The sequence below is a fragment of the Bacillus solimangrovi genome (assembly GCF_001742425.1).
GTDB lineage: Bacteria > Bacillota > Bacilli > Bacillales > Bacillaceae_N > Bacillus_AV > Bacillus_AV solimangrovi.
In genome coordinates, this window is record NZ_MJEH01000044.1 from 143,011 (window position 1) to 162,866 (window position 19,856).

General features: G+C 36.4%; 18 protein-coding genes and 1 other annotated feature. Of the genes, 15 read left to right on the top strand and 3 right to left on the bottom strand.

Annotation, left to right across the window (positions count from 1 at the left end; all coding sequences use genetic code 11):
* Positions 1-22: 22 nt before the first annotated feature.
* Positions 23-412: a sigma-w pathway protein ysdB gene (locus BFG57_RS14280; RefSeq protein ID WP_069718166.1), complete on the bottom strand. Its 390-nt coding sequence runs from the start codon at positions 410-412 to the stop codon at positions 23-25.
* Positions 413-511: 99 nt separating this feature from the next.
* On the opposite strand from BFG57_RS14280, the gene BFG57_RS14285 reads away from it, so the two are divergent.
* Positions 512-997, top strand: a complete 486-nt coding sequence (locus tag BFG57_RS14285) for a dUTP diphosphatase (RefSeq protein WP_175428363.1) — start codon at positions 512-514, stop codon at positions 995-997.
* 101 nt (positions 998-1,098) lie between these two features.
* Positions 1,099-2,184, top strand: coding sequence for a M42 family metallopeptidase (locus BFG57_RS14290; protein WP_069718167.1), 1,086 nt, complete (start codon positions 1,099-1,101; stop codon positions 2,182-2,184).
* Positions 2,185-2,345: 161 nt separating this feature from the next.
* Here BFG57_RS14290 and sspI read toward each other — a convergent pair whose 3' ends face one another.
* Entirely contained in the window at positions 2,346-2,558 is a 213-nt protein-coding gene (sspI, locus tag BFG57_RS14295; RefSeq protein ID WP_069718168.1) for a small acid-soluble spore protein SspI, read from the bottom strand.
* Between the two features lie 131 nt (positions 2,559-2,689).
* Here sspI and BFG57_RS14300 point away from each other — a divergent pair, with 131 nt between their 5' ends.
* From BFG57_RS14300 to pheT, 3 genes are all read left to right on the top strand, one after another.
* A complete protein-coding gene (locus BFG57_RS14300) occupies positions 2,690-3,448 on the top strand; it encodes a TrmH family RNA methyltransferase (RefSeq protein ID WP_069718169.1) in 759 nt (252 codons plus the stop codon).
* Between the two features lie 65 nt (positions 3,449-3,513).
* Positions 3,514-3,765 (top strand) — a binding site (T-box leader).
* Between the two features lie 153 nt (positions 3,766-3,918).
* The gene (gene pheS / locus BFG57_RS14310) at positions 3,919-4,953 is read left to right on the top strand and encodes a phenylalanine--tRNA ligase subunit alpha (RefSeq protein WP_069718171.1); all 1,035 of its coding nucleotides are present in this window, start codon (positions 3,919-3,921) and stop codon (positions 4,951-4,953) included.
* Positions 4,954-4,981: 28 nt separating this feature from the next.
* Entirely contained in the window at positions 4,982-7,408 is a 2,427-nt protein-coding gene (gene pheT / locus BFG57_RS14315) for a phenylalanine--tRNA ligase subunit beta (protein ID WP_069718172.1), read from the top strand.
* 38 nt (positions 7,409-7,446) lie between these two features.
* Here pheT and rnhC read toward each other — a convergent pair whose 3' ends face one another.
* A complete protein-coding gene (rnhC, locus tag BFG57_RS14320) occupies positions 7,447-8,370 on the bottom strand; it encodes a ribonuclease HIII (RefSeq protein ID WP_069718173.1) in 924 nt (307 codons plus the stop codon).
* Between the two features lie 314 nt (positions 8,371-8,684).
* Here rnhC and zapA point away from each other — a divergent pair, with 314 nt between their 5' ends.
* The 10 genes from zapA to BFG57_RS14370 all read left to right on the top strand — a co-directional run bounded on the left by zapA (position 8,685) and on the right by BFG57_RS14370 (position 19,667).
* Positions 8,685-8,960, top strand: coding sequence for a cell division protein ZapA (gene zapA, locus BFG57_RS14325; RefSeq protein ID WP_069718174.1), 276 nt, complete (start codon positions 8,685-8,687; stop codon positions 8,958-8,960).
* Positions 8,953-9,492: a CvpA family protein gene (locus BFG57_RS14330; protein ID WP_069718175.1), complete on the top strand. Its 540-nt coding sequence runs from the start codon at positions 8,953-8,955 to the stop codon at positions 9,490-9,492. Before zapA ends, BFG57_RS14330 begins: the two co-directional genes overlap by 8 nt.
* A gap of 110 nt (positions 9,493-9,602) precedes the next feature.
* On the top strand, positions 9,603-11,321 hold the full coding sequence (polX, locus tag BFG57_RS14335; protein WP_069718176.1) for a DNA polymerase/3'-5' exonuclease PolX: 1,719 nt from the start codon (positions 9,603-9,605) through the stop codon (positions 11,319-11,321).
* Between the two features lie 39 nt (positions 11,322-11,360).
* Entirely contained in the window at positions 11,361-13,721 is a 2,361-nt protein-coding gene (locus BFG57_RS14340; protein ID WP_139125154.1) for an endonuclease MutS2, read from the top strand.
* Positions 13,722-13,811: 90 nt separating this feature from the next.
* A complete protein-coding gene (locus BFG57_RS14345; RefSeq protein WP_069718177.1) occupies positions 13,812-14,219 on the top strand; it encodes a DUF350 domain-containing protein in 408 nt (135 codons plus the stop codon).
* Positions 14,220-14,536: 317 nt separating this feature from the next.
* Positions 14,537-16,225, top strand: a complete 1,689-nt coding sequence (locus BFG57_RS14350) for a long-chain-fatty-acid--CoA ligase (protein WP_069718178.1) — start codon at positions 14,537-14,539, stop codon at positions 16,223-16,225.
* Between the two features lie 205 nt (positions 16,226-16,430).
* Entirely contained in the window at positions 16,431-17,018 is a 588-nt protein-coding gene (locus BFG57_RS14355) for a fatty acid metabolism transcriptional regulator FadR (RefSeq protein WP_069718209.1), read from the top strand.
* 30 nt (positions 17,019-17,048) lie between these two features.
* Positions 17,049-17,822 (top strand): enoyl-CoA hydratase, encoded by a 774-nt coding sequence (locus BFG57_RS14360; protein ID WP_069718179.1) that lies wholly within the window; start codon positions 17,049-17,051, stop codon positions 17,820-17,822.
* A gap of 75 nt (positions 17,823-17,897) precedes the next feature.
* Positions 17,898-18,671: an electron transfer flavoprotein subunit beta/FixA family protein gene (locus BFG57_RS14365; protein ID WP_069718180.1), complete on the top strand. Its 774-nt coding sequence runs from the start codon at positions 17,898-17,900 to the stop codon at positions 18,669-18,671.
* Between the two features lie 18 nt (positions 18,672-18,689).
* Entirely contained in the window at positions 18,690-19,667 is a 978-nt protein-coding gene (locus tag BFG57_RS14370) for an electron transfer flavoprotein subunit alpha/FixB family protein (protein ID WP_069718181.1), read from the top strand.
* Positions 19,668-19,856: the final 189 nt, after the last annotated feature.

Consider the following 19,856-nt stretch of genomic DNA (forward strand, 5'->3'; position numbering starts at 1 on the left):
GTGTGTCATGAAGATATATTTATTAATGGTGAGTCTTCAATAGGTCTTTGATTGGACTTTGCCATTCAATAACAGCATTTGGGTATCTAGTAAGTAGCTCCTTTTCAAGATAATAGAAGTCATCACGATTTAATCCGTAAAGTTTTTCGAGCGAATGGGCCCAAACAGTAATTGAAACGACTTCAAAAGCTTGATCTGTAGTACCGAGATATTTTTCACCCTCAAATAGAGCACCCTTATAAGTAATAAATAGATTCTTGCGTACGTTATTTACATCATCAAGCAAATAGTAGTGCGCTTTTTCATAAGCAGATTCAAGTTTCCTTTTTGGATTAAGTAAGTATTTACTTAGTGAGTATAGTAGTACAAGGACTGCGATGATAATAAAAAAGCGAAAGAGAATGACAAACATTGTCTTCACCTGCCTATTCAAATAAATACACGGTTACATTACTTGTTTATACGTATAACAAAAGAAAAAGTTTCAAAAAATAGGAGGATTTTTGTAATTATGTTGGAGAAATTATATTCTATGCAAAGAGAGTTAGATAAACGGATAAAGGGTGAACATAGCTTACAAGGTAAGTTATTATTCGATAAAAAGATCCTTGCCTTACTTGTTGAAATAGGAGAATTAGCTAATGAAACAAGATGTTTTAAGTTTTGGAGTACGAAACCAGCATCTTCTGATGATATGATACTTGAGGAATTTGTGGATGGTGTACATTTTATCTTGTCTCTCGGAATAGAATTGGGATTAGAAGAGGAAATTGAAATTAATGAAAGCTTTAATGATATATCATTAGTTGATCAGTTCAATAATATTTATGCACATGTGGATACTTTCCGAAATGAAAAAAGTGATGAGAGTTATCAACAGCTAATGACCTCATATTTCAGTTTAGGGAGCTCTTTAGGTTTTACATTTGAACAAATTGAGTCAGCTTATCATGCTAAGAATGAAGTGAATCATGAACGTCAGGATCGTGGTTATTAAGTAAGAGAATTATATGTGCAAGTTTTGAGAACAATTATGGAAAAGGGTATACTAGTGTAGGTTCATATTACAATTGAAATTGAAGGAGGAACAGGATACATATGACAAAGTTAGATGAAACATTAACAATGTTAAAAGACTTAACAGATGCTAAAGGGATTCCAGGCCATGAACGTGAAGCTAGAGATGTAATGAGAAAATACATTGCACCTTATGCAGATGAAGTAATGCATGATAACTTAGGTAGCTTAATTGCTAAGAAGACAGGTCAAGAAGGTGGCCCTAAAATTATGGTCGCTGGTCACTTAGATGAAGTCGGCTTCATGGTTTCGAAAATATCAGATAAAGGGTTTTTGAGTTTCCAAACAGTTGGTGGCTGGTGGTCACAAGTCATGCTAGCTCAACGTGTCACAATAATGACGAAAAAAGGTAATATTACTGGTATTATCGGTTCTAAACCACCACATATTCTACCTCCAGAAGCTCGAAAAAAACCAGTAGACATCAAAGATATGTTCATTGATATTGGTGCTTCAAGTAAAGAAGAAGCAATGGAATGGGGCGTAACACCTGGTGATTCAGTTGTGCCATATTTTGAATTTACTGTTATGAATAATGAAAAGATGTTACTAGCTAAGGCTTGGGACAATCGCATCGGCTGCGCAATCGCCATTGAAGTATTGAAACAGTTACAGGGTGTTGAGCATCCAAACGTTGTATACGGTGTAGGAACTGTTCAAGAAGAAGTAGGTTTACGTGGTGCTAAGACTGCAACGAATTTTATTAAACCTGATATCGGTTTTGCAGTAGACGTTGGTATCGCTGGTGATACACCAGGAATTACTGATAAAGAAGCAAATAGTAAGATGGGAGAAGGTCCACAAATCATTCTTTATGATGCGTCAATGGTATCTCATAAAGGATTGCGTGATTTTGTTGTTGAAACAGCTGAAGAAAATGAGATTCCATATCAATTTGATGCAATGGCAGGCGGTGGAACTGACTCTGGTTCAATCCATCTAACAGCCAATGGAGTACCAGCACTTTCAATTACTGTAGCTACACGTTATATTCACTCACATGCAGCAATGCTTCATCGTGATGATTTTGAAAATGCAGTAAAACTAATTGTTGAAGTTATTAAGCGATTAGACGCTGCGAAAGTAAAAGATATAATTATTGGATAACAATAATCCCGCAGTAGCTTTCATACTGCGGGATTTCCATTTATTTTAGATTACGTGTAACAATACTAAGTTTGATTATCAATTTAAACATAATGATAAAGTCGAAACGATGATCTGTTAAAAAAACTGTAGAGAATAGCCTTTTATGTGTAAGGTACACATTAGCGAGCGGATAGGCCGTGTGCAAGGGCATCTAACATTTCATCACGTTCTTTTTCGTTTGAATTATTCCAAATCAACTCAAATAAAACACCTAATCCAGGTAACATTTTTTCTTCGTTGCTTTGAATGGCATCTAGGATTGTTGATTCGAGTTGTTCTTTTGAATTTTGTGATACGTTTGCAATAACAGCATTTCGTAAGTTTAAGTTCATCACTATCACCTCTTTTTAATAAATGTTGTATGCCTCTATCATTTGCAATTTGTAAGCGAATATGTATATCTTTTTAAAAGGATAAGATAAAGAAAAGCGAGACGTAATCGTATGAAGGATAGGTGAAAGCATTGAAGCATATTCAATCAGCAAAAAATCAACAAGTGAAGCTATGGAAGAAACTTCATCAAAAAAAATATCGTGATGAGACAAATATGTTCCTAATAGAAGGTAAACACCTTGTTGAAGAAGCGATAAAAGGTGAACAAGCATTTGAAGCAATTCTCGTTCAAGATGATGAAGTTATGCCACCAATGTTACAAAATATGAACAGTGAGTTATATATTGTTTCAAGAGATGTTATGCAAGCGATTTGTGATACGAAGACACCCCAAGGAATTGCAGCAATTTGTAAAATTACAAACGGTACTGAAATTAAAAATGATAACTACTCGAAGCTACTATTAGTAGATGGTGTCCAAGACCCGGGTAATTTAGGAACATTAATTCGTACAGCTGATGCAGTTGGACTTGATGGGATCATTATCAGTGAAGGCAGTGCGGATATTTATAATAGTAAGGTTGTTCGCTCCACACAAGGCTCGCTCTTTCATATTCCAGTTATAAAGGGAGACCTTATAGAATGGATAGAGCGCTTAGAAAAAAACAGTGTTTCAGTATTCGGTAGTGCATTGGAAGGGGCTGTTCCTTACGGAGAAATTTCTGCCCAAGAACGTTTTGCTTTAGTTGTTGGTAATGAAGGAAGTGGTGTGAGAAAGGAACTTCTAGATAGGACAAGCCAAAATTTATATGTTCCAATATATGGACAAGCTGAGTCGCTAAATGTAGCAATTGCAAGTGGTATATTGTTATATCATTTACGTGCATAATATAGGAAGAGTTGTTGCCTTAACGATAAGGATATATTATAATACGTTCATAATCAAAATGAATGAAAAAAGCGTTGAAGGAGAATAGTAAGCTGAAACCTCAGACCATTAAGGGAGGAAGTGTCGCAGACTGTAAACACTTCTATGGTAGAGTCAGTTGAATTCACTCTGGAGCAGGCACTTGGACCTCGTTATAATAAAGCGAGTAAAGGTGTCCCGGTTGTGACAGCAATCGTTATGAAACTTGAGCGAACAGTAAACGAGTTGCGTTTATTGTTAAAAAGGGTGGTACCGCGAATACCAACTTCGTCCCTTATTTTAGGGGCGGAGTTTTTTTGTGTTTTGGAAAAGTTAGCTGTTTATTTTGCATATGTCAACTGGCGCTAAGCCCTTACTTAATTATAGGGGATACCGATGAAAGTTCACGATATGTCGCACAGCTAAGTGATATAAAAGGAGGAATACCAAAGATGCTAGAGCGATTACAAGAACTGCGAGAAGAAGCACTGCAAAAAGTTGAAGAGGCAGTGGATTTGAAGTCATTACAAGATATTCGAGTCTCATATTTAGGGAAAAAAGGTCCGATTACCGAAGTTTTACGTGGAATGGGGAAAATGTCTGCTGAAGAACGACCAAAGATAGGTCAGGCTGCAAATGATGTGCGTGAAGCGATTGCAACAGCTGTTGATACAAAACAAGCACAACTTGAAAAAGCTGCAGTTGAAGCAAAGCTTGCACAAGAAACGATTGATGTAACATTACCAGGACGCCCTGTTGAACAAGGTAATCATCATCCGTTAACATCAGTGGTTGAAGAAATTGAAGACTTATTCTTACGAATGGGTTATACCGTTGCAGAAGGACCAGAAGTTGAGCAAGATTATTATAATTTTGAAGCGTTGAACTTACCGAAGGGTCACCCTGCTCGTGATATGCAAGATTCATTCTATATTACAGAAGAGTTATTAATGCGTACGCATACATCACCAGTTCAAGCACGTACGATGGAAAAATATAAAGGAAAAGGACCTGTTAAGATTATTTGTCCTGGTAAAGTATACCGTCGAGATACTGATGATGCGACACACTCTCATCAATTCACACAAATTGAAGGACTTGTAGTTGATGAAAATATTCGAATGAGCGACTTAAAAGGTACACTTGATGCGTTTGCTAAACATATGTTTGGCGATGAACGTGAAATTCGCCTTCGTCCAAGTTTCTTTCCATTTACAGAGCCATCTGTAGAAGTTGATGTTTCATGTGGAATTTGTCATGGTGAAGGATGTAGTGTTTGTAAAAAAACAGGCTGGATAGAAATTCTCGGTGCAGGAATGGTTCATCCTAATGTTTTAGAGATGGCAGGCTTTGACTCGAAGAAATATACAGGATTTGCGTTCGGAATGGGACCAGAGCGTATTGCAATGTTGAAATATGGAATAGACGATATTCGTCATTTCTATACGAATGATAAACGTTTCTTACAACAATTCAAACGAGTGTAATAAAGAATAGATTAGGAGGGTGTCAATCGTGTTAGTATCTTATAACTGGTTACAACAATATGTGGATTTAGATGGAATTTCTGCGGAAGACTTAGCAGAAAAGATTACACGAACAGGTATTGAAGTTGAAGGTGTTGAAGATTTAGGTGCGGGAATTAACGGTGTTGTTGTTGGGTATGTGAAAGAGCGTAATCAACATCCAAACGCTGATAAGTTAAATGTTTGTCAAGTAGATGTAGGTGAAGAGGAATTAGTACAAATCATTTGTGGTGCACCGAATGTAGATGCAGGACAAAAAGTTGCTGTGGCAAAGGTAGGAGCGGTACTACCAGGTAACTTTAAAATCAAAAAAGCGAAGCTACGAGGCGAAGCATCTCACGGTATGATTTGTTCATTACAAGAGCTTGGTGTTGAACAGAAGCTTGTTGCCAAAGAGTATGCAGAAGGAATTTTCGTTTTCCCAGAAGAAGCTGAAGTAGGAACAGATGCACTCGAATATTTGAATTTGAATGATAAAGTGTTAGAGCTTGGTCTAACTCCAAACCGTGCAGATTGTTTAAGTATGTTAGGTGTAGCATATGAAGTTGCAGCAATTCTTAATAAGCCGGTGAAGCTTCCTGAAATTTCGTTGGAAGAAGCAGCTGAGCAAGCATCAGAGTCTATTTCTGTAAAAGTAGATTCGACTGATGATAACCCTTATTATTCAGCTCGTGTTATAAAAAATGTAAAAGTAGGTCCGTCACCACTATGGTTACAAAATCGTCTTATTGCTGCTGGGATTCGTCCGATTAGTAATATCGTTGATATAACTAATTTCATCTTGCTTGAATATGGTCAACCATTACATGCATTTGACTATGATCGTTTCGGTTCTAAGGAAATTGTTATTCGTCGTGCAACAGAAGGAGAATTGCTTACAACGCTTGATGATGAGAACAGAACGTTAACAAGTGAACATCTAGTCATTACGAATGGAACGGTTCCAGTTGCACTTGCTGGTGTAATGGGTGGTGCTGATTCAGAAGTGAATGAAGATACAGTGAATGTATTGTTAGAGTCAGCTATTTTTGATTCACAGCGCATTCGTATTGCATCAAAAGATCATGGTCTTCGAAGTGAAGCAAGTGCTCGTTATGAAAAAGGTGTAGATATTAATCGAGCAGCGATTGCATCTGACCGTGCAGCACAATTAATGGCAGAACTTGCTGGTGGTCAAGTGTTAGCAGGCCGTATCGAGATTGACCACTTAGATAAGCGAGAATCAGTTGTTACGATCAAAGGTGAACGAATTAACAAAGTGCTCGGTACTGAAATTTCCACAAATGAAATTGGGGGGATTTTTGACCGATTGAAATTTAATTATACAGTTGATCACGATAGCTTTATTGTGAACGTACCTTCTCGCCGTTGGGATATAACGATTGAAGAAGATTTGGTTGAAGAAGTTGCTCGTATGTATGGTTATGACAACTTGCCAAAGACGTTACCAGTTGGTCAATCTAATCCTGGAGCGCTTACTTCTTACCAGCAAAAACGACGTATAGTACGACGTTATTTAGAAGGAACAGGGGTATATGAGACTGTTACGTATGCGTTAACGAGTGAAGCGCGTGTACATCAATATAAGGATGACAATATAGTAGCAAATCCTGTACATCTTGCGATGCCAATGAGTGAGGAGAGAAGTGTGCTTCGACTTAGTATTGTACCTCATCTTCTAGAGGTATTAAGCTACAATAAAGCGCGTCGTATGGATAGCCTTTCACTATTTGAGATTGGTTCAGTTTATTTGACGGATGAAGAAGTAGTAACGAAACTACCAACTGAAACAGAACGTCTTGCAGGTGCATTTACAGGGTTATGGCAAAAACATCAGTGGCAAGGAGAGAAGAAAGTAGTCGACTTTTTTGTTGCAAAAGGTGTGCTTGAAGGTCTATTTACTGAGCTTGGTTTAAGTGATCGAATTACTTTCACTCGTTTGAATAAGGAAGGCATGCATCCAGGTCGAACAGCTGAGGTGAAGTTAGATAATGAATATCTTGGATTCATTGGACAGTTGCACCCACAAGCTCAAAAAGATGCTGATTTAAATGAAACATATGTGTTTGAAATTTCACTTGAAAAATTATTAAATGCAGATGCTGGAGCGGTTTCGTATAAGCCAATTCCACGTTTCCCATCAATTTCACGTGATATTGCACTTGTCTTAGCAGAAGATATTCCATCTTCAGATGTAAAGTCTGTTATTTACGAAGCTGGAGGGAAATTACTTCAGGATGTAACTATCTTTGACTTGTACAAAGGGGAGCACCTAGAGGCAGGTAAGAAGTCACTCGCATTCTCACTTCGTTATTTTGATCCTGAAAAAACATTAACAGATGAAGAAGTAACGAAAGTTCATGAAAAAGTATTAAAAGTTGTAGAAGAAAAATTAGGCGCTACATTACGCGGATAATAGTAAAAGAGGTACTCATATGAGTACCTCTTTTACTATTAATAAATAAGTTTTTTTGCTTTTTCAGTGTTGGCGAAATGATACTTTGTAAATTGATTAAGTGCTGATTCTCCTTTTAATTTAATTAGTTTTGCAGCAGCCTTATCAACAATATGTCCTGCACCTTTCGGTAATTTAAAACCAGCTTGTTCACTTAACTTTTCAAATTCACGTACAAACACATAACGAGCAATAATTGAAGCGGCTGCAACAGATAGATGGACGCCTTCTGCTTGAGTACTAAAATAGATTGGTTCTGTCCATTCTCTTTTCTTTCCACTAATATGGTTAAAATACGTAGCAGGCTGAACAAATTGATCAATGAGAATACCATCTAATTGAGTCCGTTCAATCTTTTTAACAGCATGGTTAATAGCTTGATTATGAAGAAGTGCTTTCATTTTCCCTTGCGTCATGCCACTAGCTTGTAGTTCGTTATATTTTTCATTATGCAGGATAAGTAGACTATAAGGAATAATCGGCATAATCTCTTTTGCAATACGGGCTATTTGTGTATCGTCTAAATTCTTAGAATCACGGACACCAAGTTCTTTGAGAAGTGGAATTTGTTCTTTGGAAACGAATGCGGCTACAACAGTCATTGGGCCGAAATAGTCTCCTGTTCCAACTTCGTCTGAACCGAGGATAGACATATTTGCAATTGTTGCAGGTGGAGCATAGTTGTGCTGTGACTTTGCCTTCTTTTGTTTTGACTGAAGTTGTTTTCCCCATCGAGCGGATTCTGCTTCGGCATCTTTTCCTTGGAATAATACTTTTCCAGACTTATATGCTGTAATTGAACAACCTGTTAGCTTAGCTGCAAAAATGCTTCCTGGTGGTTGTTTCGGTTGAAGTGATGTTGCATAATAAGCTTTCATTTTTTCAATTGTATGTATTGAAGTTTGAATAACTGAATTTGACATGTGTAGAACTCCTTTCAGAATAAAACAAGTAATAATTTAAACGTAACTTTCCTAACGAAGTAGTCCAAAAAGTTCGAGTGAAATTTACTTTTGTATTCCTATATCAACTTGGCACTTTTTGTCCTCCTTTTTGAATCTCCAATAAAGGAAAAAGATAATGTAAATGTTTTGAAAACAATGTGCTTCATGTTATCATTACATAATAGGATGCTTGTGTGTTGTTCAAAAAGAATATCGACAGAGTTTATTATCTGTAAGCCTCTTTTATCGATCTTTTTGAACGGTATCTTCATGAACAAGGGGGCTTTCTTAAGGTGTCAGGGGATAAAATAACACGTACAATTGTTGAAATACATGGCCAACAATACACAATTGTTGGTGATGAGGATTCGAGTCGTGTACGTATGGTTGCTAGTTTTGTAGATAGCAAGATGAAAGAAATACATGAAATGAATTCATTTTTAGATACTAATAAACTTGCAGTATTGACCGCAGTCAATATTGTACACGATTATTTGAAATTACAAAATGATTATGAACAATTAGTTAGAAAAATAGAACAAGAAAAAGGAAATAGTGAACATGTTTGATTTAATAATTATTGTACTGCTTGCTGGTGGTTTCTTTATCGGTTTTCAACGAGGTTTTGTTTTACAGGCCATACATATTATTGGTTTTATTTTGTCCTTTGTTGTTGCATATATGTATTTTGATACGTTAACACCACACATACGCTTATGGATTCCATATCCCTCATTACCTGAAGACAGCACATTGACAATCTTTTTAGATGCTGTGAATGCTGAGATGGCTTATTATCGTGCGATTTCGTTTGCACTTCTTTTCTTCGGAACGAAGATTGTGATGCAGATTATAGGAGCAATGTTAGATTTTCTTGCTGATTTACCATTGTTAAGTACAGTAAATGGGTGGTTTGGTGGTGTTTTAGGCTTTGCAGAAGTGTACCTGTTTGTTTTCTTTGCATTGTACATTGGAGCATTAGTTCCATTAGAAAGCATTCAAACGGCTTTAAGTCATTCTGTGCTTGCTCAAGGTATTATTGAACATACTCCAGTTTTTTCCGATAAGATAAAAGAGTTATGGTTTGAACATATAGCATAGTTTTTTAGCAATTAAGGATAAAATGAAAGTAAGAACAAAAAACTTCTCCATCGTGAGAAGTTTTTTGAACATAAGGCACCTTTGTAGAAAAAATTTAGGTGGTGTTATAAATGAACATGAATAAAAAAGACGTTATTAAGGTTCTTGAAATGATTGCAATACATATGGAAATTAAAGGTGAGAATACATTTAAGATTTCTGCATACAGAAAAGCTGCACAAGCGTTAGAAACAGATGATAGAAGCTTAAGTGATATTGAGGATGTTTCTAAACTAAAAGGGATTGGCAAAGGTACCGCTTCTGTTATCGATGAATTAATGGTAACAGGTTCTTCACAACTATTGGAGCAATTAAAAGCAGAAGTTCCATCAGGTTTATTGAAATTGTTGAAAGTTCAAGGGCTAGGTGGTAAAAAGATAGCAAAACTATATCAAGAATTAGGAATAACTGATATAGAAAGCTTGATTAAGGCGTGTAACGAACATAAAGTACAGGAACTTGCTGGGTTTGGTAAAAAAACAGAAGAAAAAATTCTACTTGCTGCTAAGGAAATGGGCAGCCGACCAGAAAGATTACCGATTGCATTCATGTTACCAATCGCGGAGCAAATAGAGTTACAGCTTGAGGAAATGAATGGAATTAGGCAGTGGTCACGTGCAGGTAGTTTAAGGCGATTAAGAGAAACGATTAAGGATCTTGATTTTATTATTGCAACAGAAGAACCAGTTGTTGTACGCGAACAATTATTGAAGCTTGAACATATATCATCTGTAATTGCTTCAGGAGATACAAAGGTATCTGTTGTACTTGAATATGATTATGAAGTATCAGTGGATTTTCGACTTGTGGAGCCATCTGCATTTGCTACGACACTTCATCATTTTACAGGTTCGAAAGACCATAATATTCGTATGAGGCAGATTGCCAAATCTCGTGGTGAGAAAATTAGTGAATATGGAGTAGAAGTGGAAGCTACTGGAGAGATGTTGACATTTGACAATGAGCAAGATTTCTTCCAACATTTTGACTTGCATTATATTCCACCCGAATTAAGGCAAGGAAATGGTGAAGTTGAAAAGTTTACTGAATCGCATGAACTAATTGACTTTCGAGACATTCAAGGTGATTTGCATATGCATACGACATGGAGTGATGGTGCTTATTCAATTGAAGAAATGATTGAAGCAGCACGAGAGAGAGGTTATTCATACATCGCAATTACCGATCATTCAAAATATTTGAAGGTTGCCAATGGGTTAAGTGATGCCCGATTATTACAACAAAATGAAGAGATTAAGTTAATAAATGAGAAGTATGATGATATAACAGTTCTTTCAGGTGTTGAGATGGATATTCTGCCAGATGGTACACTTGACTATGGTAATGAAGTATTAGCACAATTAGATATTGTGATTGCATCGATTCATTCAAGCTTTTCACAACCAAGAGAGATTATTATGGATCGGTTAATACACGCATTAGAGAATAAACATGTGGATTTGATTGCCCATCCAACTGGAAGATTAATTGGAAGGCGTGAGGGATATGATGTTGACTTAGACATGTTAATTCAAGTTGCAGCTCGGACAAATACGGCTCTTGAATTAAACGCTAATCCTAATCGACTTGATTTATCAGCTGAATGGTTAGTTAAAGCTCAAGAAGCTGGTGTAAAGCTTGTTATCAATACTGATGCACATTCAATTGATATGTTAGATGATATGAAGGTTGGTATCAGTGCTGCTCGTGCAGGTTGGGTAAGAAGAGATTCGGTAATAAATACATGGGATTTAGCGATGTTAAAACAATTTTTAAGTCGAAATGATTAAAAATAGAACTATGGAAAGAGAACAAGGAGGAAATTTGCTGTGTTAGAACGTGTAATGCGCGTTTTAGAATACAATAAGGTCAAGGAACAGCTTCAAAAGCATGCTGCATCTTCGTTAGGAAGAGGATTAGCTATAGATTTAAAACCATCATTTGATTTTTACGAAGTGAAAGAGAATCAAAATAAAACAGATGAAGCTGCAAAAGTATTACGTTTGAAAGGAACATTTCCGCTCGGTGGAATTTTTGAGATTCGCCCTAGTATAAAACGAGCTGAAATTGGTGGAATGTTAAGCTCTAAAGAGTTAGTAGAAGTATCTAGTACGATTTATGCTTCAAGACAAGCAAAACAATATGTATTAAGCTTAGTTGATGAAGATATTGATATTCCAATCTTAGAGCAGTACGTTGAGCAATTACAAATGCTTAACGACTTAGAGAACAAAATTAATAATTGTATTGATGATAATGGTGCTGTCATGGATGGTGCGAGTGATAGACTTCGTTCTATTCGTACAAAGCTTCGTACAACGGAATCACGTGTTAGGGAGAAACTAGAAAGTATTACTCGTTCGTCATCTACTCAGAAAATGCTTTCTGATAACATTATTACAATTCGGAATGATCGTTACGTGATTCCAGTAAAACAAGAATATCGTAGCTCTTTCGGTGGTATGGTTCATGATCAATCTTCATCAGGTGCGACTCTATTTATAGAACCACAGTCAGTAGTTGAGTTAAATAACAAACTACAAGAAGCTAAAGTTCAAGAAAAACAAGAGATTGAAAAAATTCTTTTAGAACTTTCGGGTTTTGTAGCAGAAGATGCTTATGGATTAAGGGAGAATGTAGAAATTCTAGCACAAATAGACTTTATGTTTACGAAGGCTAAATTAGGTAGAACAATGAAGGCCTCAAAACCAGAAATGAATAATGAAGGTTACGTTGACCTGAAGAAAGCTCGTCATCCACTCATATCAGAAGATGAAATTGTTGCAAATGACATAACACTAGGTAAGGAATATACATCGATCGTTATAACTGGACCGAATACAGGTGGTAAGACTGTTACGTTAAAGACATTAGGTTTGCTAACATTAATGGCCCAATCAGGATTACAGATTCCTGCACTTGATGGTTCGAAGATGACTGTTTTCCAAGCGGTATATGCTGATATTGGGGATGAGCAATCAATTGAACAAAGTTTGAGTACATTCTCTTCTCATATGACAAATATTGTTGAGATCTTAAAAAAAGTTGATCACGAATCACTTGTTTTATTTGATGAGCTTGGAGCTGGTACAGATCCACAAGAAGGTGCAGCATTAGCAATTGCAATCCTCGATGAAGTTTATCATAAGGGTGCTCGAGTTATTGCAACAACTCATTATCCTGAGTTGAAAGCATACGGTTATAATCGAGAAGGTGTGTTAAATGCTAGTGTAGAATTCGATGTTGAGTCATTAAGACCAACTTATCGTCTTTTACTCGGTGTACCCGGACGAAGTAATGCTTTTGAAATTTCTAAACGATTAGGTTTACAAAGTGATGTTATTGAAAAAGCGAAAAGCCATATGAGCGCAGAATCTAATAAAGTTGAAAATATGATTGCGTCATTAGAGGAAAGTCGCAAACGATCAGAGTTAGAGATGGAAGAATCTGTCCGTCTTCGAAAAGAATCAGAATCACTACAACGGGATCTTGAAGCTAAGTTAGAGGAATTTCAGCTTGAACGTGATCGCATGTATGATAAAGCTCAAGAAGAAGCGAAACAAGCGATCAAGAAGGCGAAAGCTGAGGCAGATGTAATTATAAAGAGTTTGAGAAAAATGCAACAAGAGAAGCAAGTTGAAGTGAGAGAGCATGAGTTAATTGATGCGAGAAAGCAGTTAGAAGAAGCGACACCTGAGCTCAAAAAGTCAAAAAAAATGGTTAAAAAGAAAGCTATCCAGTCAAAAGAAATGCTCCCAGGTGATGAAGTGAAGGTACTGACCTTTGATCAAAAAGGTTATATAATATCAAAAGTGAGTAATAAAGAATATGAGGTACAAATTGGTATTATGAAGATGAAGGTAAAGAAAGATGACCTTCAGTTAATCGGTAGTCCGAAAAAAGTTGAAAAGAAACCACTAGCTGCAGTTAAAGGCAAGCAATATCATGTGAAACCAGAGCTAGATATTCGAGGGGAACGGTATGAAGATGCGTTATATCGTTTAGAAAAATACGTTGATGATGCCTTATTAGCTGGATATCCTAGCATTACAATTATTCACGGTAAGGGTACTGGTGTATTACGAAAAGGTGTAAATGACTATCTGAAAAATCATCGCTCAGTAAAAGCTGTAAGGCTTGGGGGTATGAGTGAAGGTGGGAGTGGAGCAACAGTTGCAGAGTTGAAATAACAAACAAGTTCAACTAACTTGTTCTTACTTGGATAATATGCAATGATTAAAAAGTAATAACGGGTTCCAAACATGGGGAGCGCTTAGACAATGAATGGTTTTTGGGAAAATATATATGTGCATACAGCCGCTCAATATAGTGTCGCTGTTCTATGCATGGTCGTATTTTTGGCAATCTTTGAATTGGTCACACGTTATCGGAACTGGGAAGAGATTAAAAAAGGGAACCTTGCAGTTGCGTTAGCAACAGGAGGTAAGGTTTTTGGGATTGCGAATGTTTTCCGCTATTCAATCGAGCATAATGATTCATTGATTCAGATGATGATAGCTGGTACTTTCGGGTTTGTCTTACTATTGTTTGGTTATTTTATGTATGAGTTCTTAACACCACGCTTCAATATTGATGTTGAAATTGAAAAAGATAACCGTGCTGTTGGTTTCATTTCTATGATGATTTCAATAGGTTTGTCTTTTATCATTGGCGCAGGTATTGGATAAGGAGAGAGAGAAGTGGAGAAACTAGCAAAAATTTTAATCGCAGTTTGCGGTGGTTTCTTAGTTGTTGGTATTATTTGGTGGACGTTGTTTGCTTAAAATATTTTATATAATATTTAAGAAGATCGGCATAATGCCGGTCTTTTTTATGTATTAATATTGTAAATGTTTTAAAAATCAATCAAAAAATCGCATTGATAATAAAACTTTCTCACTATATAAATAAAAAAATTGAACAAAATATTCAAAAAATAGCAAAAAATCATTTATAATAGAGAATGTAAAAGAATTACTTTTTAAAATAGGAAGGAGATGAATAGATGGAACAATTATTAGAACGACCATGGGCATCACATTATCCAACGGAAATTCCACAAAAAATAGATTATGGTAATAAAGCAATTCACCATTATTTATTAGAAACTGCAAAAAATCATCCTGAAAAGAAAGCGCTTTATTTTTATGGAACTGAAATGACATACAAGGAACTATTACGTCAAGTAAAGAAATTAGCAAATTATTTACAGGATCTAGGGGTAGAAAAAGGCGATCGAGTTGCAATTATGTTGGCTAACTGTCCACAAGGTGTAATTAGTTATTATGCAGCACTAATGGCTGGGGGTATTGTTGTACAAGTCAATCCAATGTATACAGAACGAGAAATGCAATATCAATTAAAAGATTCAGGTTCAAAATTTTTAATATGTTTAGACTTGTTTTATCCTAAAGCAGTGAAAGTGAAGAGTAATACAGAAGTAGAACAAATTATCGTTACAGGTATTAAAGATTACTTACCGTTTCCAAAAAATCTTCTGTATCCATTTGTGCAACGTAAGAAAACGAATATGATCGTTAAGGTGAAAGAAAGTGAGTGTGTCCACCTTTTTAAGAATGCAATCAAAAAAGGCAGAGATACGTTAATCGAACATGATTTTGAACCGGCTGAGGATATTGCATTACTTCAATATACTGGTGGTACAACAGGTTTTCCAAAGGGTGTTATGCTTACGCATAAAAATATAATCGCTAACTCGATAATGTGTCGTTACTGGCTATATAAATGTCGTGAAGGAGAAGAAAGTTTATTAGCTGTTCTGCCATTTTTTCATGTATTCGGTTTAACGACAGTTATGAATTTATCAGTTCTAATCGGCGCAAAGATGATCATACTTCCAAAATTCGATCCGGAAGAAGTAATGGAGACGATTCAGAAACAACGATCAACTATATTCCCAGGCACACCAACGATGTATATTGCATTATTGAATCACCCAAATTTGAAGAAATATGACCTTTCTTCAATCGAATCATGTGTAAGTGGTTCCGCTCCTTTACCTGTGGAAGTGCAAGAGAAATTTGAAAGAGAGACAGATGGTAAGGTGGTTGAAGGTTTTGGTCTCACTGAAGCATCACCTGTTACACATGCTAATTTAGTGTGGGGTAATCGAGTAAAAGGAAGTGTCGGTATCCCGTGGCCAGATACAGATTCTTATGTATTATCAGCGGAAAAGCAAGGTCCAGCAGATATTGGAGAAATTGGAGAAATTGTCGTTCGCGGTCCACAAGTTATGAAAGGCTATTGGAATCGACCAGAAGAAACAGCTGCTACGTTTATGGATGGTGATTGGCTATTAACTGGTGATTTAGGATATATGGATGAAAATGGATATTTTTATATTGTAGATCGTAAAAAAGATATGATTATTGCAGGTGGATTCAACATTTATCCTCGTGAGATTGAAGAGGTACTGTATGAACATCCAGCAATTCAAGAAGCGGTTGCAGTTGGTGTACCTGACGAGTATCGCGGTGAGACCGTTAAAGTTTATATCGTATTAAAAGAAGGAACACAATTAACAGAAGAAGAACTTGAAGCATTTTGTCGAGAAAATCTAGCAGCGTACAAAGTTCCTCGATTATATGAATTCCGTAAAGAATTACCGAAAACAGCAGTAGGAAAAATTTTACGTCGTACACTTGCCGAAGAAGCAAAACAGAAAACAAGCTAAAGTAAAACAAGGTGTGAAAGTTGACATATTTCAGTAAATTCAGTATTATAATAAATGAATGAACAATCATTCATTTTTTCACGAAAGATATTCACCTTCCTAATACAAATTTGTTATAATTGTATTAGGAAGGTTTTATAACCAAATTGGAAAGGGGGCGGATAAATAACTGCCTCTACGTTGAATGAAGGGAAGACAATCAATTTTGAAGAAGAATAAGCCAAAGTACAAACAAATTATTGATGCAGCAGTGATGGTTATCGCTGAGAACGGCTATCATCATGCTCAAGTTTCTAAGATAGCTAAACGAGCAGGGGTAGCAGACGGCACAATATATTTGTATTTCAAAAATAAAGAAGATATTTTGATTTCGATTTTCGAGGAAAAAATGGGGCTATTTATCGAAAAAATAAATGGCGAAATTGCAGGAAAATCGACAGCAATAGAGAAATTAACAACATTAGTAGAAATGCACTTCAAACATTTCTCAGGTGAACAACATTGGGCAGTTGTTACTCAATTAGAATTAAGACAATCAAATCAAGAGCTACGAAAAAAAATCAATGAGATTTTAAGGGAATATCTAGATTTGATCGACCTTATTATTATTGAGGGAAAACAAAATCAGGAATTTAAACCTGAATTGGATGTCCGCCTTGCAAGACAGATGGTGTTCGGAACAATTGATGAAATCGTAACAAGTTGGGTGATGAAAGGCCAAAAGTTCAATATTACGGCGAATTCCTCTATAGTAGCTCATATGCTTGTAAATGGATTAAGTGCTGATGGATAAGTACAGCACACATTGACAGGGGGTAAGTGAATGGAATTTTTAACCATTGAGAAATTGCAGAATGTTGCTACAATAATAATTAATCGACCACCTGCAAATGCGCTTGCACGCGCAGTGTTAGAAGAATTTTCTGAAGCTTTCGATGTTTTAGAAGATGATGATAATATTCGTGCAATCGTAATTCGAGGAGAAGGAAGGTTCTTCTGTGCTGGGGCAGATATTAAAGAGTTTACTACTTTACAAGAAGCTGATGATTATGCTCAATTAGCAAAAAGAGGTCAACATCTTTTTAGAAGAATGGAAACGTTTTCGAAACCTGTGATAGCTGCTATTCATGGAGCAGCATTAGGCGGTGGACTCGAACTAGCAATGGCTTGTCATGTACGAATCGCAACGAAAGATGCAAAGCTTGGTTTGCCTGAACTGCAGTTAGGTATTATACCAGGATTTGCAGGTACGCAACGCCTTCCACGTTATGTTGGTACGAGTAGAGCACTTGAAATGATGCTTACTAGTGAACCAATAAGTGGTGCGGATGCGGAAAGTTGGGGACTTGTGAATCGTACATATGATGAATCAGAAGAATTATTTGCCGAAGCCCAAACTTTAGCTGAGAAATTTGCTGCAAAAGGAGCACTATCTGTAAAAAGTGTTATTGAATTGCTCCAATACACTAAAGGAAATTCATTTGATGCTGGTGTAGAGCGGGAAGCTGAATTATTTGGGGAAGTATTTATGTCTGAAGATGGTAATGAAGGTGTACAAGCTTTTATCGAAAAACGAAAGCCACAATTTAACAAGTAATAATTTTTTTCAATTGATGTTGAGCGGTTGCTCGACAAATCATGAACCATTGTATTTAAATTAGGAGGGGAAACGATGAATATCTTTGTAATTATGAAACGCACATTTGACACGGAAGAAAAAATCGTGATTGAGAATGGTGCTATTGATGAAGAAGGCGCAGAGTTTATCATTAATCCTTACGATGAATATGCAATTGAGGAAGCAATCCAATTGAAAGAAAAGCATGGTGGAGATGTAACCGTTGTCACAATTGGTGGAGAAGAAGCTGAGAAAGAACTTCGAACTGCTTTAGCTATGGGAGCAGATAAAGCTGTGCTTGTGAATACTGAAGATGACTTAGAAGAAGGTGATGAGTATACATCATCTAAAATTTTAAGTGAATACTTCAAAGAAAATGAATTTGATATTATTTTAGGTGGAAATGTCGCAATTGATGGTGGTTCAGGACAAGTTGGTCCTCGTCTTGCAGCATTATTAGAGATTCCTTACGTTACAACGATTACAAAAATTGATATTGATGGGGAAACGGCAACTATCGAGCGTGATGTGGAAGGTGATGGCGAAATCGTTGAAGTATCATTACCATTGCTCGTTACGGCTCAGCAAGGATTAAATGAACCACGTTATCCATCACTTCCAGGTATTATGAAAGCTAAGAAAAAACCATTAGAAGAACTTGAAATTGATGATTTAGATATTGATGAAGACGACGTCGAAGCTAAAACAAAAACTCTTGAAATATATCTTCCTCCTAAGAAGGAAGCTGGGAAAGTTCTTGAAGGCGAATTAGAGGGCCAAGTAACTGAATTAGTAAAATTGTTACAATCGGAAGCAAAAGTAATTTAACGGAGGGGAGTTTATACTATGGGACGCAAAGTATTAGTACTGGGAGAAGTTCGTGACGGAGCACTTCGTAATGTATCTTTTGAGGCAATTGCTGCTGGAAAACTCGTTGCTGAAGGTGGGGAAGTTGTCGGTGTCCTTTGTGGAGAATCGGTAACTAGTTTTGCAAACGATTTAATTGCTTATGGAGCTGACCGTGTAATTACTGTTGAGAATTCACAACTTAAAAATTATTCGTCTGATGGTTTCACACAAGCGATGATGGCTGTTATTGACCAAGAGAATCCAGAAGGAATTATAATTGGACATACAGCACTTGGTAAGGACTTATCACCTCGTCTTGCGAGTAAGCTTGATTCTGGTTTGATTTCAGATGCGGTAGATGTTGAAATTGAAGGTGGGAACATTATTTTTACACGTCCTATCTATTCTGGTAAGGCGTTTGAAAAGAAATTAATTTCAGATGGAATTGTATTCGCTACAATTCGTCCAAATAACATTGCTGCACTTGAGAAAGACGGATCACGTTCAGGAGATATTCAATCTATAGATGCACAGATTAATGACTTACGTACAATCATTAAAGAAGTTATCCGTAAAACATCAGAAGGTGTTGACCTTTCAGAGGCAAAAGTTATTGTAGCAGGTGGCCGTGGGGTAAAGAGTTCTGAAGGATTTGAAATTCTAGATGAATTAGCATCAGTTCTTGGTGGAGCTGTTGGTGCTTCTCGTGGTGCATGTGATGCTGAATATTGTGATTACTCACTACAAATTGGTCAAACAGGTAAAGTAGTAACTCCAGATCTATACATTGCTTGTGGTATCTCAGGTGCGATCCAACATCTTGCAGGTATGTCTAATTCTAAGGTAATTGTTGCAATCAACAAAGACCCTGAAGCAAGTATATTTAATGTAGCTGACTACGGTATTGTTGGAGATCTATTTGAAGTTGTTCCTATGTTGACTGAGGAATTAAAAAAAGCAAAAGTAAATGCATAAATATATACACTAGATTGGGATTTAATTAGAAAGTTTTATTAATGCATTTAAAATAGTAATCTAACATTTGAATGATAGGTTACACTATCCCTTTATTTAGTTCCAATCAATAAGATAATAAAACGTGTGAGCAATATGTTCGCACGTTTTTATCTATTTTGATATGATGCCAATTAAGTATCTTAAAGA

Excerpts from the sequence above, each read along its gene's own strand:
- sspI (WP_069718168.1), bottom strand. The coding sequence starts at position 2,558 with ATGAACTTAAACTTACGAAATGCTGTTATTGCAAACGTATCACAAAAT.
- pheS (WP_069718171.1), top strand. The coding sequence starts at position 3,919 with ATGCTAGAGCGATTACAAGAACTGCGAGAAGAAGCACTGCAAAAAGTT.
- BFG57_RS14365 (WP_069718180.1), top strand. The coding sequence starts at position 17,898 with ATGAATATCTTTGTAATTATGAAACGCACATTTGACACGGAAGAAAAA.
- BFG57_RS14360 (WP_069718179.1), top strand. The coding sequence starts at position 17,049 with ATGGAATTTTTAACCATTGAGAAATTGCAGAATGTTGCTACAATAATA.
- polX (WP_069718176.1), top strand. The coding sequence starts at position 9,603 with ATGAACATGAATAAAAAAGACGTTATTAAGGTTCTTGAAATGATTGCA.
- BFG57_RS14330 (WP_069718175.1), top strand. The coding sequence starts at position 8,953 with ATGTTTGATTTAATAATTATTGTACTGCTTGCTGGTGGTTTCTTTATC.
- BFG57_RS14370 (WP_069718181.1), top strand. The coding sequence starts at position 18,690 with ATGGGACGCAAAGTATTAGTACTGGGAGAAGTTCGTGACGGAGCACTT.
- BFG57_RS14290 (WP_069718167.1), top strand. The coding sequence starts at position 1,099 with ATGACAAAGTTAGATGAAACATTAACAATGTTAAAAGACTTAACAGAT.
- rnhC (WP_069718173.1), bottom strand. The coding sequence starts at position 8,370 with ATGTCAAATTCAGTTATTCAAACTTCAATACATACAATTGAAAAAATG.
- BFG57_RS14350 (WP_069718178.1), top strand. The coding sequence starts at position 14,537 with ATGGAACAATTATTAGAACGACCATGGGCATCACATTATCCAACGGAA.
- BFG57_RS14280 (WP_069718166.1), bottom strand. The coding sequence starts at position 412 with ATGTTTGTCATTCTCTTTCGCTTTTTTATTATCATCGCAGTCCTTGTA.
- BFG57_RS14345 (WP_069718177.1), top strand. The coding sequence starts at position 13,812 with ATGAATGGTTTTTGGGAAAATATATATGTGCATACAGCCGCTCAATAT.
- BFG57_RS14285 (WP_175428363.1), top strand. The coding sequence starts at position 512 with ATGTTGGAGAAATTATATTCTATGCAAAGAGAGTTAGATAAACGGATA.